A 13503-nucleotide genomic window follows, 5' to 3' on the forward strand; every position below is an offset into this window, starting at 1 on the left:
GACAGGCTCTTGTGCCCCCGATTTCAGCCGGCCGGAAACGTTGCCGCCGCCGCCCGCCGCGCCCCGAGCGCACCACCGCAGGTGGCCCCGCGGCGGCGCTTTTTCCGCTACCCCGCCGTAAAATTTAAGGTGTCCGCAATCAGTGGTTGGAGGCAGAAAATGACTACCGCATCCCCACATGCACACGGCGTACATTTCGGACGGACTGATGTCCAAAACGTCGGCATGGGTGTGGGTATTGTCCTTCTTGTCGTGGGTGTCCTGGGGTTCATCCCGGGCATCACCACGCAGTACAGCGAGCTGAGGTTCTTCGGGCCAGATTCCAGGGCCATGTTCCTTGGCCTGTTCCAGGTGTCCATGCTGCTGAACATCGTTCAGCTGGCCATTGGCGCCGCGGGCTTGACCATGTCCCGCAACGGCATGGGAGCCCGGAACTTCCTCATGGGCTTCGGCCTGCTGTACATCGTCTTTAGCGTTTACGGGCTGATCGTCGGCGTGGGGTCGGCGGCCAATTTCCTGGCGTTCAACACCATGGACAACTGGACCCACATGGTGCTGGGCGTGGCAATGATTGGCGCCGGCTGGCTGCTCTCGAGGCATCTGGCCGATGACGCACAAACCCGGTAAGCGAACACCGGGAAAAGGGAGCCGCGAATGAGGACCGATTCTCAGTAATCCAACAAATTCGTACTACCTGCTGGTGCGGGCGCCTGGAGCTTCATGGGTGTCCGCACCAGCTTTCTTTTGCCCCAGCCGTTCCGCCAAATGCTGGACTTATTCGGCGGCAGCACCCCAGACTGGCCTGACCCAACGACCTGAAAGAGTTTCCATGCCGGACTTCTCAGCTTTTATCCCGTTCCTCGCGGTCCTCGTCGGGGCACTCGTCGTCGTCGCCGTGATCTGGATTTCGATCAAGCTGATGTGGAAGGTGGCCGAACCGAACGAGGCCCTGATCATCTCCGGCCTGACCCGCGGAACCCTCGAGACGCGGGACGGCATGGACTTCAAGATCGTCACCGGCAAGGGGGCGCTCGTGTTTCCCGGCCTGCAGACCGTGCGGACCCTGTCCCTGACCCTGAACGAGACGGAGCTCAAGGTCTCCTGCGTGACCTCCCAGGGCATCCAGGTGATCGTCGAGGGCGTGGTGATCTACAAGATCGGCGACGCGCCGCCGTTCATCGCGAACGCTGCGCGCCGCTTCCTCGGCCAGCAGCCCAAGATGCAGAGCCAGGTCTACAACGTCTTCGAGGGACATTTGCGCTCCATCATCGGCAGCATGACCGTGGAGGAGATCATCCGCGAGCGCGACAAGCTCGGCTCGCAGGTCCGCAGCGCCAGCGGGGTGGAGATGGAAAAGCTCGGCCTGGTGGTGGATTCGCTCCAGATCAAGGACCTCCAGGACCCCACCGGCTACATCCAGAACATCGCCAAGCCGCACATCGCCCAGGTAAAGATGGAAGCCCGGATCGCGGAGGCCACCCGGAACCGTGAGGCGGCCGAGCGGGAGGCGGAGGCGGCCGCGCAAATCGCCGACGCCCAGAGCCTCTCCGCGATCAAACAGTCGGAGGCGCAGGCCAACGCCGAACGGGCCCGGGCCAACGCCGCCCAGGCCGGACCGCTGGCCGAGGCCACCGCGCGGCAGCAGGTGGTGGTGCAGGAAACCGAGGTCGCCAAGCTCGAGGCGGACCGTGAGGAACAAAAACTCCAGACCACCATCCGCAAGCCCGCCGACGCCAAGGCCTACGCCAAGCGCACCGAGGCCGAGGGGCAGAAATCCGCGGACATCAGCGCGGCCGAGGCGCTGGCCCGCCGGACCGAACTCGAGGCACAGGTCAACGCCCGGCGCACCGAGCTCCAGGCGCAGGCCAATGCGACAGCTGCCGCGGCCGCCGCCGGGGCCACCCGCGTCACCGGTGAAGCCGAGGCTGCCGCCACGAAGGCCCGCGGTGACGCGACGGCGTCGTCGATCAAGGCCAAAGCGCTGGCCGAAGCCGACGGCATCAAGGCGCGCGGCGAAGCCCTCGGCACCAACCAGGACGCGGTCATCTCGCAGCAGCTGGCCGAGAACATGCCGGCCATCATCGCCGCGGCCGCGGAGCCGTTCGCCCACGTCGGGCAGCTCACCGTCCTCAACGGCGGGGAGGGCATCAACCGGATGATCGGCGGCATCCTGGCGCAGGTCGGCGACTACCTTCCTGCGCTGCGGACGGCATTGAAAGATGGCCGGCAGGCAGCCAAGCAGCCACCGAAAGCCCCGGATGCATAAGGAAGTCGACCGCAGCCTGACCGGCCGGATCGGCCGGGTGACGGGGCGGGTGGGGCCCGGCACCATCGGGGAGGTCATGCTGCCGTTCCGCGGCGGGACGAGTGCCTTCCATGCCCACCCGTTCGACAAGGAGAGCGTCTTCGCCGTCGGGGACGAGGTGCTGGTCATCTACTACGAGCCGCCCCAGACGGTCTACGTGGACGAACTCCCGGACGTGCTGCGGCACGATCCGCGCCGCTGACGCTGGCCGGCGCGGCACCTGGCACTGCGGGCATTCCGGGGCACCGGGCACTCCGGGGAGCTCCGGGGAGCTCCTGGGCGCCGGGCACTCCGGCCCCGAGCGCGAACCGCGCCCGTTTTGCCGGAGATGGCCGCTCCGAGGCCCGGCTTGGCGGCCATCTCCGGCAAACGGGCGGCCCTGGACTGGAAGGACCACGGGAACCAGCGCACTCCGGCACCATCCACTTGCCAGAAGCGGCCGCCTGGGCAGCTGGTTTGCGGCCATTTTTGGATAATCGTCATTCGGCGCGGCAGCGAGCGCGCGTATTGGGATGATGTCCGGACACGCGTCCGGCCGACGGGCATGCACAGTGGGACACCGAAGGGCCCGCCAGGCCCCGGAACCCGCGGCCCACCCACGCCTGTTAACCCACTCTTCCCCCGCAGGCCACACCGGGAACCCCGCGCCGTCAGCCGCCGCGGCCACGGTGGAGGCGTGAGGATCGCACTAGTCGCCGAATCATTCCTGCCGCAGATGAATGGGGTCACGCACTCCATCCTGAGGGTTCTGGAGCATCTGCAGGACCGCGGCGACGAGGTGCTGGTGATCGCGCCATCCGCGCAGGACCCCCAAGTCCCCGGCGAGGTCCACGGCGCGCGGGTGCACCGGCTCCCGTCCGTGCCGCTGGCCGGCTACACGAACGTACGGGTGGCGTTGGGCGGTGTGGCCCGGGTCAAGCGAATCCTTGCCGACTACGCCCCCGACGTCGTCCACCTCGCCTCGCCGTTCGTGCTCGGCTGGCGGGCAGCCCAAGCCGCGCACCAGCTTGGGATCCCCAGCGTCGCCGTCTACCAGACCGAGGTCCCCGGCTACGCGGGCCGCTACGGCGTCCCGTTCCTGGAAAACTGGGCCTGGAACCGGGTGGAGCAGATCCACCTGCTCGCCACCCGCACCCTGGTCCCGTCGACCTTTGCGCTGAACCAGTTCCTGGGCCGCGGCATTCCCCGGGTGCACATGTGGCGCCGCGGCGTGGACACCCGGCGGTTCAGCCCGGAGAAGCGCGACGACGCGTGGCGGGCCTCGGTCGCCCCCGGCGGCGAACGCATCATCGGCTACGTCGGCCGGCTCGCCGTCGAGAAACAAGTGGAGGACCTGGCCGTGCTCGCAGATATTCCCGGCACCCGGCTGGTGATCGTCGGCGGCGGGCCGCAGCGCGAAACCCTCGAAGCCGCGCTCCCGGACGCCGTGTTCACCGGGTTCCTCGGCGGCGAGGAACTGGCCCGGGCCGTCGCCTCGTTCGATCTGTTCGTCCACCCCGGCGAATTCGAGACCTTCTGCCAGACCATCCAGGAGGCTATGGCCTCCGGCGTCCCGGTGGTCGCCACCGGCCGCGGCGGCCCGCTGGACCTGGTGGAGAATTCGCGGACCGGCTGGCTTTACGAACCGGGTGATCTCGCAGCGCTCCGGTCCCGGGTGGCAGACCTTACGGGCGACGACGCCAAACGCCGCGCTTTCGCCGCCGCCGCCCACGCCTCGGTGCAGGGCCGGACCTGGCACGCGCTGGGCGAGGAGCTCGTGCGGCACTACGAAGCGGTCCGCACCGGTTCCGCCCGCACCGGTTCCGCCAGCACCGGTTCCGCCAGCCCCCGTTCAACCACCAGAGGAGCAACCCTGTGAAGATTTCTGTGATCGGCTGCGGCTACCTCGGCGCCGTGCACGCCGCCACCCTGGCCTCGATGGGGCACACCGTGGTGGGGATCGACGTCGACGCCGCCAAGGTGGCCCAGCTGGACCGCGGCGCCGCCCCGTTCTACGAACCGGGTCTGGACGAACTCCTGCGCGACGGCCGCGCCAACGGCCGGCTCGCCTTCTCCACCAGCTTCGCCGACGCCGCCGGCGCGCAGTTGCATTTTCTCTGCGTCGGAACACCGCAGTCCAAGACCTCCGACGGCGCCGACTTGAGCTACCTGGTCTCCGCCACCGAAGCGTTGCTCCCGTTCCTGGCGCCGCGTGCCGCCGTCGTCGGCAAGTCCACCGTGCCGGTGGGAACGGTGGACATGCTCCGCGGTGTGCTGGCCGGGCGCCCGGATGTGCTCCTCGGCTGGAACCCCGAGTTCCTGCGCCAGGGCACGGCGGTGAAGGATTCCCTGGTGCCGGACCGGCTGGTGTACGGCGTACCGGGCGGCAAGGAATCCGCGCGGCACCCGAACAGCCCCGGCGCCGCCGTCACCGCCGCCCTGGACACGGTGTACGGGCCGCTGCTCTGCGCCGGAATCCCCCGGCTCATCTGCAACTTCGCGACCGCTGAGCTGATCAAATCGGCGTCGAACGCCTATCTGGCCACCAAACTGAGCTTCATCAACGCGATGGCCGAACTCTGCGAGGCATCCGGCGCGGACGTGACGGAGCTCGGCGAGGCGATGGGCCTGGATCCGCGGATCGGCGGCCGGTACCTGCATGCCGGCCTCGGCTTTGGCGGCGGCTGCCTGCCCAAGGACATCCGTTCCCTCCGGGTGCAGGCCGCCGCGTTGGGCGTGGACTCGGTGGACGCCTGGATGGCCACGGTGGACGGCATCAACCGCGGCCAGCGCACCCGCACCGTGGAGGCTGCCCGGGAGCTGTGCGGCGGCCAGCTGGGCGGCCGGCGGGTAACCGTGCTCGGGGCGGCCTTCAAACCGGACACCGACGACATCCGCGACTCCCCCGCCCTGGATGTGGCCCAGCAACTGGCCGAAGCGGGGGCGCATGTCACCGTCACCGATCCGGCGGCGATCAACAACGCCTGGCTGCGGTATCCGCAGCTGCGCTTCGAGGCCGCCGTCGAGCAGGCGCTCGACGGCGCCGAACTGGTGCTGCTGCTGACCGAGTGGGAGGCCTACCGCGCGCTCTCCCCGACCGCGGCCGGGGAGCTGGTCCGACGCCGGACGGTGCTGGACGCCCGGAACGCCCTCGACGCCGCCGCCTGGACCGCGGCGGGGTGGACGGTGCGGGGCCTGGGAAGGGCCGACGCCGGAATTGGCGCGGACGCGGCCGCCGCCGGCCGACTGGCCACCGCCGACTGAGCGGCCCGGCCCCAGCGGCCCGGTCTGAGCGGCCCGGCCCCAGCCCGGACCCAGCGCCCCGGCCCAGCGGCCCGGCCCCAGCGGGAGCGCGGCAACCCGCCGGACGCCCGCGCCGTGGCGCTGGGCCCGCGCTTCGCCCCCTATGATTTCTGAGGGGAGGATTCAGAATGCAGCATCGTTGGTCTCAGATTTGTCCGGTTACGGCCGCGTGAGCACTTCAGCGCGCCCCGAGGAGGACGCCCGGCTCCGCGAAGCCATGTCCCTGCTCTCAGCCACACTGGAATCCACCGCGGACGGCATCCTTGTGGTCAGTGCCGAGGGCCGGATCTCCTCCGTCAACAACCAGTTCCTCTCGATGTGGGGCATCCCCCGCGAACTCGTGGACACCGGCGACGACGAGTCCGTGATGGGCTTCGTCCTGGGCCAGCTCACGGACCCCGAGCAGTTCCTCGCAAAGGTCACGGCCCTCTACGCCGATCCGGAAGCCGAGAGCCACGACGTGCTGCGCTTCCGCGACGGGCGGACCTTTGAACGGTATTCCCGCCCGCAGAAGGTCGAGGACCGCGTGGTGGGCCGCGTCTGGAGCTTCCGGGACGTCACCGCGGCCCGGCGAGCCCAGGACCAGATCAACCAGGCCATGGCGGACCTCGCGCAGCAGGCCAGCCAGCTGAAGACCCTCGCGTTCCAGGATCCGCTGACCGGGCTCTCCAACCGCCAGCTCTTCAACGACCGTCTGGCGCACGCCTTGGCCGGACCCTACGGGACCGCCGTCGACGTCCTGCTGCTGGACCTGGACGACTTCAAGGAAGTCAACGACATCCACGGCCACCATGCCGGGGACCAGATGCTGATCGAGGTCGGCCGCCGGCTGCGCGCCTGCGTCCGGCCCAACGACGTTGTAGCACGGCTGGGCGGCGACGAATTCGTGGTCCTGCTGGTCGGGTCGCTCGACGCCGACGCGGCCGCCGCGCGGGTCGTCGAATCCCTCAAGCTGCCGGTCTGGATTGATGGCACCATGCTGCGGCCCAGCCTGAGCCTGGGGCTGGCGTCCATCAGCGAAGACGCCGTCGATGCCTCCGAGCTGCTCCGCCGCGCCGACATCGCCATGTACGCTGCCAAGTCCGCCGGCAAGAACCGCTACCTGCGCTTCCGCCCGGAAATGATGACCGCACTGCTGGAGCGCACCGACCTGGAGGCCGGGCTGCGCACCGCGGTCGACAGCGGGGAGATCGCGGTGCATTACCAGCCAATTGTCTCCGCCCGGCTGGGCACCGTTGTCAAGGTCGAGGCGCTGGCCCGCTGGGAACGCGACGGTGCCCTCGTCCCGCCGCATCAGTTCATTCCCGCCGCGGAGCGCAGCGGCCTGATCGTCGAAATCGGCACCGAGGTCCTGCTGCGCGGCTGCACGGAGCTGGAGCCCTGGCTTTCCGCGGACCCCACCCGGTCCCTCGCCGTCAACGTCTCCGGTGTGCAGCTCCAGCACGGCAACTTCCCGGAGCTGCTGTTCGCTACCGCGGGCTCCTGCGGGGTGGATCCGCACCAGCTGGTCGTGGAGGTCACCGAGAGTGTCTTCTTCGACGACGACTGCCAGGTCCAGCGCCAGCTGGTGCAGCTCCGCGGCGCCGGGGTGCGGGTGGCGCTGGACGACTTCGGCACCGGCTACTCCTCGCTGGGCCGCCTGCAGGACCTCCCGGTGGACACGCTCAAGATCGATCAGTCCTTCGTCGCCTTGATCCACGCCGGTACCGAGGAGCTCCCCATCCTGAACTGCATGATCGACATGGCCCACGGCCTGGGCCTGACCGTCACCGCTGAAGGCGTCGAGACCCGGGAACAGGCCGAGTACCTGATGCGACGCGGATGCGATTCCCTCCAGGGCTTCCTGTTTTCCCGGCCCCAACCGGCGACCGGTCTGCCCGCTGCGCTCTCGGCGTCGGCCCGGACCATCACCGCATTGCGCCACGACACTGCCGCCCAAACGCAGTCGGTGCTGTGATTTGGGTCTCATGGCCCTATGATGCTTGAAGTTTAATGACCACCGCCCTGCCGGTGGATTCGAGTGACGAACGCCCGGGGGCTGGCATCGACGTGGAACAAGGATTGGCGGAAACCCTGCTGACGCAGGGCCCTGACGCGTTGCTGCAACTCACCACGGAGGGGGTCATCTCCTATCTGAATCCCGCGGCGGAGCGCCTGTTCGGCTACTCCGGCGAGGAGCTGATCGGCGTCGCGCACAACCGGCTGCTGGTGGAGGACGACCGCGGCGGCTTCCTGCGGGTTCTGAGCCGGCTCGGCCGCGCAGGGACGTCGGGGACGAGGCCTTTCCCCGGCCTCGGGCTGCACCGCGACGGCCGCGAACTGCCGTTGGAAATCACCTGCTCGCTCGTGACCACGCCGGCCGGAACGTCGGTGGCGGTCGCAGTCCGCGACACCACGCACCGCCAGGACCACGACGCCGGCCGGCGCAGCGCCGTCTCGCTCCTGGACGCGACGCTGGAGACGACGGCGGACGCCATCGTGGTGGTGTCCAACACCGGCCAGATCACCGGCGTCAACGAACAGTACCTGCGGCTGTGGGACATGCCGCGGGAGATCCTCGCCGAGGAGGACGCCTACGCCCTGGTCAAATTCATCGCCCAGAAATTGGTTGCCCCGGACTGCTTCAAGGCCAAGGTCGCCGAGCTCTACGCCAACCACGAGCTGCACAGCCACGACGTCCTCGAGTTCCAGGACGGCCGCACCGTGGAGCTGTATTCCCGCCCGCAGAAGGTCGCCGATGAGGTGGTGGGCCGGATCTGGAACTTCCGCGACGTCACCTCCCGCACCGTGGCGCAGGACCAGGCCCGCCGCGCCCTCGACGAGCTGGCACAGCAGGCTGATCAGCTGAAGGCCCTCGCGTTCCAGGATCCGCTGACCGGGCTGGCGAACCGGATGCTGTTCAACGAACGCGCCACCGCCGCGTTGGAGTCCCCCGGACCGGTGGCGGTGCTGCTGCTGGACCTGGACGACTTCAAGGAAGTCAACGACATCCTGGGCCACCACGCCGGGGACCAGATGCTGGTGGAGATTTCCCGCCGGCTGCAAAACTGCGTGGGCCCGCACGGCACCGTGGCCCGCCTGGGCGGCGACGAATTCGTGGTGCTGCTGGTCGGCTGCGGCGATTCGGACGCGGTCGCGCAGCGGATCGTGGCCACGCTGAACGCCCCGGTCTCCATCGAGGGCACCCTGATGCGCCCGGGGCTGAGCCTGGGCGTGGCGACGCGCGGCACCGAGGACATGTCTTCCTCCGAGCTGTTGCGGCAGGCCGATGTGGCCATGTACGCCGCCAAGGAGGCAGGCAAGAACTGCTACGTGCACTTCCAGCCGGAGATGCTGGCCACCTTGCTGGAACGCACGCAGCTGACCGCGGGGCTGCGCCGCGCCGTCGAACTCGGCCAGATCACCGTCTTCTACCAGCCCGTAATCTCCACGAACCGCCGCGAGGTGATCCAGTTTGAGGCCCTGGCCCGCTGGGAACGCGACGGGGTGCTGATGGCGCCGGACGCCTTCATCCAGACCGCGGAGCGCAGCGGCCTGATCCGCGACATCGGGGCCGAGGTGCTCCGGCAAAGCTGCACCGAGCTGCAGTCCTGGCTGGCGGAGGACCCCGGGCGGACCCTGGCCGTCAACGTCTCCGGCGTGCAGCTGCAGCACAAGGACTTCGCCGAGCGGGTGCTGGACATCGCCGCATGGAGCCGGGTTGATCCGCACCAGCTGGTCCTGGAGGTCACCGAAAGCGTGTTCTTCGACGCCGACTCCCACGTCATCCAGCAGCTGATCACCCTGCGCGCCGCGGGCATCCGGGTGGCGCTGGACGACTTCGGCACCGGCTACTCCTCGCTGGGCCGCCTGCAGGAGCTTCCGGTGGACGCGGTCAAGATCGACAAGTCGTTCGTGTCCATGCTGCACACCGGCGAGGAGCGGCTTCCCATCCTGACGTCCATGATCCACATGGCCCACAGCCTGGGCCTGCGGGTGACGGCGGAGGGCATCGAGACGCCCACCCAGGCCCGGTACCTGATGGAACACGAGTGCGACGCCCTGCAGGGCTACCTCTTCTCCCGCCCCGTGCCCGGGGCACGCCGGGCGGCGGCCGTCGCACAGTCCGCGGAGGCCATCACGGCCCTGCAGGAGCCGGCAGTGGCGCTCTAGTTCGGCCCCTTGTCTGGGCGACCGGACGACATATTCGCACGCTTTCACGATTACTGTCGGGGCGGCATGAGACTGTGCTAGCGACCACATATGATTTCAGCAGGCGCGGCCGCGGCGAACCCAATCCGGTTCCCGGCGGTGCGCGGCACCATTCACAGATCCATCGCTTTTGGGGGCAGTACACATCATGGACGCAGCGTTTGCACAGACAGTGCTGGAGCACAGCCCCGACGCCCTCTTGCTGCTTGGCCCGGATGGATCCATCGCTTTCCTGAACACTGCCGCGGAGCAGCTCTTCGGCTATTCCCGGGCGCAACTGCTGGGCGCCGACTACAGCATGCTGCTTGCCGAGTCGGCACGGGAGGACTTCCACAAGGTCCTCGCCGGACTGGAAGGCGGCGCCGGGCGGACGCCCTTCACCGGCGCGGGCCGCCGCGGCGACGCCTCCGAGTTCCCGGTCCAAATCACCTGCGCCGCGCTTCCGGCAGCGCCCGGCACGGCCGGGACCGTCGCAGTCTCCGTGCGCCCGGGAGTCCCGGCCCGCCCCGGCGCCACACCACCCGCAACCCCGCACGACGGCGGAGCCACGGCGGGTGCCGCCGCGGCGGCAGCCGCTCCCCGCCGTCGGACATTCGGCTCGCTGGAGGCAGAACTGGTGCCCGGCACCACCGGCGTGCTTCCCCGTCTCACTCCCGCGGAGCACGACGACCAGCTCAAGGCGGCCGTGCTGCGGGACACGCTGACCGGGCTGCCGAACGGGACCCTGTTCAACGAGCGCCTCGCCGCGGCGCTGCGCCGGCCGGACCCGGTGGATGTGCTGCTGATCAACGTGGACGATTTCAAGAGCTACAACGACATGCTGGGCCGTTCCGCCGCGGACGAGCTGCTTGTGGAGGTGGCCAGCCGGCTGCGCAACTGCGTCCGGCCGCACGACACTGTGGCCCGGCTGGGCGGCGACGAATTCGTGGTGCTGCTGACCGAGTGCCTCAATGCCGGAGCCGTGGCGAAGCGGATTTCCGAGTCCCTGTACGTCCCGGCACGGATCGGCGGATCGCTGGTGCGGCCCGCGGTCAGCATGGGACTGGCGGCCAAGACGCCGGAGACCCACGACGGCGCTGAACTGCTGCGGCAGGCGGATTCGGCCATGACGGCGGCCAAGGCGGCGGGGAAGAACACCTGGCTGCAGTTCCGGCCGGAGATGCTGAACACGGCCGCCAACAAAGCCCAGGGCGAGACCGGCCTGCGGCAGGCGGTGGAACTGGGGCAGATCTCGGTCCACTACCAGCCGGTGGTGTCCCCCGGGCTCGGCGCCGTGGTGCAGTTCGAGGCCTTCGCGCGCTGGGAGCGGCACGGCAAGCTGGTGCCGCCCAACCAGTTCCTGCCGGTGGCCGAACAGAGCGGCCTGATCCGCGAGATCGGCGACGAGGTCATGCGCCGCGCCTGTGCCGAGATCCGGCCCTGGCTGGCCGGCGATGCCGCGTACAGCGTGGCCGTGAATGTCTCCGGCCTGCAGTTCCAGCACCGCGACTTCGCCACCGACGTGCTGGGCATTGTCGCCTCCACCGGGGTGGACCCGCGCCAGCTCATGCTCGAACTGACCGAGAGCGTGTTCTTCGACGCCGATTCGGACGTGCTCCGGCAGTTGGCACAGCTGCGCGAGGCCGGCGTCCGGATCGCGATGGACGACTTCGGCACGGGTTACTCAACGCTGGGCCGGCTTAAGGAACTGCCGCTGGACAAGGTCAAGATCGACCGTTCCTTCGTGGCGATGATCAAGACGGGCAAGGAACACCTGCCGTTCTTCCGTACCATGATCAACGCCGCGCAAAACCTCGGGCTGAAGGTCACGGCCGAGGGCATCGAGACGCCGGCGCAGGCCAAGTACCTGATGGATCTGGGCTGCGACTCGCTGCAGGGGTACCTGTTTGCTAAGCCCGCCCCGGCCAGCGACCTCGCCGGGACGATGGAAAGCGCCCTGACGGCGATCGACAAGGTCGAAGCCGCAGGCTAGCCTCCGGCTCCCGCAGCTCCGGCGGCGCACGTGACGCTCCCGCAGCACAGCGGCCGACGTTCCCGCCCAGTTCTAACCTGCGGCAGCACTCCGGCAGCCCGGTGTAGCCCGGGTTGGCGCGGAGTGCACCTGTGACGGTGCCAAGAACTGGGCTGGAGCGTCGCCGCGGGCCGACAGGCGGGGCCCCGGCGCAAAGGTCGGTTTAGCGCTTTTCGCAGGCGATGCCGTCGTTGTCACGGTCGAGGTCGTACTCGCCGCGGTGCCGGACGGCGCCGCCGTCGTTGTAGCCGTACAGGGTGTTGTCCACGCGGAAGGTGGTGACCCGCTTGCCGGTGGTCTTGTCCTTGGCGCCCTTGCGGCCCACGCCGTGCGGGTAGACCTTGTTCAGCTCCGTGCAGTTCTTGTACGACTTCGGCGCCGGCGCGGCAGATGCCGGCACGGCGGTGCCGCTCAGCACGACGGCGCTGGCAGCCAGCGAGGCAATCATCAGTTTCTTCAGGCGCACCTTCGAGCACTCCCCCAATATGAAGCCCTCGGCCGCGTGTCGGCGAGGGGCAGGGAAAGACTATCCCACGATTCCGTTCATTGGGAGGAGGCTCAGCCGCGGGGGTCGAGCCTGTCGGAGTCCTGGGCCACCATCGCGGTGCTGCGCTCCCACAGTTCCCTGGAGAGTTCCGCGTCGTAGGCCTGCTTGTTGGCCTTCGCCAGCGCCCGCTTGGCGTAGTAGGCGCCCGGGACCCACTCCTGCCCCGGGACGGCCGTGGCAAGCCACACGAGGGTGTCAGCGCCCTGCTCCGGGGACAGCATGAACCGGTTGAGGAAGCTTCGGTACATAAAGCGGAACGGGCTGGTGGTGTCCGCGGCAAAGTTGGTGGCCACTACGCCGGGGTGGAACGCCGCCGTGGAGATGCCGGCTGCGTGGTAGCGGTTGTGCAGCTCGGCCGTGAAGAGGATGTTCTCCAGCTTCGCGTTACCGTAGGCCAGATTGGCGGAGTATTTGTTCGCGAGCTCCAGGTCGTCGATGTCCAGCCGGCCGTAGAGCGAATTGGCGGCGCTGGAAGTGTTGATGACGGTGGCCTTGCTGGCGGTCAGGGTGTCCAGCAGTTCGGTGGTGAGTAGGAACGGTGCCAAGTGGTTGATCTGGAAGGTCTTCTCGTGACCGTCGACCGTGAGCTCCCGGGTGCCCATGATGCCGCCAGCGTTGTTGGCCAGGACGTCGATCCGCGGGTACTTCTCCCGCAGGTGCGCGGCGAGCCGGCGCACCTGCGCCAGGTCGGCGAAGTCGCTGACGAAGTAGTCCGCGCCGATTTCGTTCGCGATCCGTTCGGTCTTCTCGGCCGAACGCCCGACGACGACGACGTTCTCGCCTCGTGCGGCGAGGGTCCGGGCGGCGGACGCGCCGATCCCGTCGCTGGCGCCGGTGATGACGATGGTCCGTGCAGTCATGGGATCTCCCGAGTTGGTTTTTAGTAGAAGCTACTCAAGAGTAATCAACGCTGAAACGCCGGCAGGTGTTCCTCCCCACCCAACACTCCCGCAGGTGTGGCAAGTTCCTGCCCTCGCTCCCGCACGTCCACAGGTTGCTACGGAGGCCTTCATCTCTGTGTTTGGGGTGTTAAAGGGCTCAGGCCCCGACACTGTGTGTCGGGGCCTGGCTGTAATGGTTGTCCGGCGGTGACCTACTCTCCCACACCCTCCCGGGTGCAGTACCATCGGCGCTGTGGGTCTTAGCTTCCGGGTTCGGGATGGGACC

At 68.7% G+C, this 13503-nt stretch carries 10 protein-coding genes and 1 rRNA gene; 8 read left to right on the plus strand and 3 right to left on the minus strand.

Going from position 1 to position 13503, the window contains the following annotated elements; genetic code table 11:
• Positions 1–159 precede the first annotated feature (159 nt).
• The 8 genes from AB4Y91_RS11265 (at position 160) to AB4Y91_RS11300 (ending at position 11750) form a co-directional block, all read left to right on the plus strand.
• The gene (locus AB4Y91_RS11265; RefSeq protein ID WP_441418550.1) at positions 160–627 is read left to right on the plus strand and encodes a DUF4383 domain-containing protein; all 468 of its coding nucleotides are present in this window, start codon (positions 160–162) and stop codon (positions 625–627) included.
• 202 nt (positions 628–829) lie between these two features.
• Positions 830–2266 (plus strand): flotillin family protein, encoded by a 1437-nt coding sequence (locus tag AB4Y91_RS11270; protein WP_441418551.1) that lies wholly within the window; start codon positions 830–832, stop codon positions 2264–2266.
• Positions 2259–2507, plus strand: coding sequence for a hypothetical protein (locus AB4Y91_RS11275; protein ID WP_441418552.1), 249 nt, complete (start codon positions 2259–2261; stop codon positions 2505–2507). Before AB4Y91_RS11270 ends, AB4Y91_RS11275 begins: the two co-directional genes overlap by 8 nt.
• 474 nt (positions 2508–2981) lie before the next feature.
• Entirely contained in the window at positions 2982–4163 is a 1182-nt protein-coding gene (locus AB4Y91_RS11280) for a glycosyltransferase family 4 protein (protein ID WP_441418553.1), read from the plus strand.
• The gene (locus AB4Y91_RS11285; RefSeq protein ID WP_441418554.1) at positions 4160–5548 is read left to right on the plus strand and encodes a UDP-glucose dehydrogenase family protein; all 1389 of its coding nucleotides are present in this window, start codon (positions 4160–4162) and stop codon (positions 5546–5548) included. Before AB4Y91_RS11280 ends, AB4Y91_RS11285 begins: the two co-directional genes overlap by 4 nt.
• Positions 5549–5756: 208 nt before the next feature.
• Positions 5757–7544, plus strand: a complete 1788-nt coding sequence (locus AB4Y91_RS11290; RefSeq protein WP_441418555.1) for a putative bifunctional diguanylate cyclase/phosphodiesterase — start codon at positions 5757–5759, stop codon at positions 7542–7544.
• A gap of 35 nt (positions 7545–7579) precedes the next feature.
• A complete protein-coding gene (locus AB4Y91_RS11295; protein ID WP_441418556.1) occupies positions 7580–9739 on the plus strand; it encodes a putative bifunctional diguanylate cyclase/phosphodiesterase in 2160 nt (719 codons plus the stop codon).
• 187 nt (positions 9740–9926) lie between these two features.
• A complete protein-coding gene (locus AB4Y91_RS11300; protein ID WP_441418557.1) occupies positions 9927–11750 on the plus strand; it encodes a putative bifunctional diguanylate cyclase/phosphodiesterase in 1824 nt (607 codons plus the stop codon).
• A 202-nt stretch (positions 11751–11952) separates the two neighbouring features.
• On the opposite strand, the gene AB4Y91_RS11305 is transcribed toward AB4Y91_RS11300, so the two are convergent.
• From AB4Y91_RS11305 to rrf, 3 genes are all read right to left on the minus strand, one after another.
• Positions 11953–12255 carry an excalibur calcium-binding domain-containing protein gene (locus AB4Y91_RS11305; protein ID WP_441418558.1) on the minus strand — a complete coding sequence of 101 codons (303 nt, stop codon included), beginning with the start codon at positions 12253–12255 and terminating at the stop codon, positions 11953–11955.
• A 92-nt stretch (positions 12256–12347) separates the two neighbouring features.
• Complete coding sequence (locus tag AB4Y91_RS11310) at positions 12348–13196, minus strand: SDR family NAD(P)-dependent oxidoreductase (RefSeq protein ID WP_441418559.1); 849 nt, start codon at positions 13194–13196, stop codon at positions 12348–12350.
• Between the two features lie 220 nt (positions 13197–13416).
• A 5S ribosomal RNA gene (gene rrf / locus AB4Y91_RS11315) occupies positions 13417–13503 on the minus strand; the annotation flags it as partial.

It is taken from the genome of Arthrobacter sp. YAF16 (assembly GCF_052113385.1).
Classification (GTDB): Bacteria; Actinomycetota; Actinomycetes; order Actinomycetales; family Micrococcaceae; genus Arthrobacter.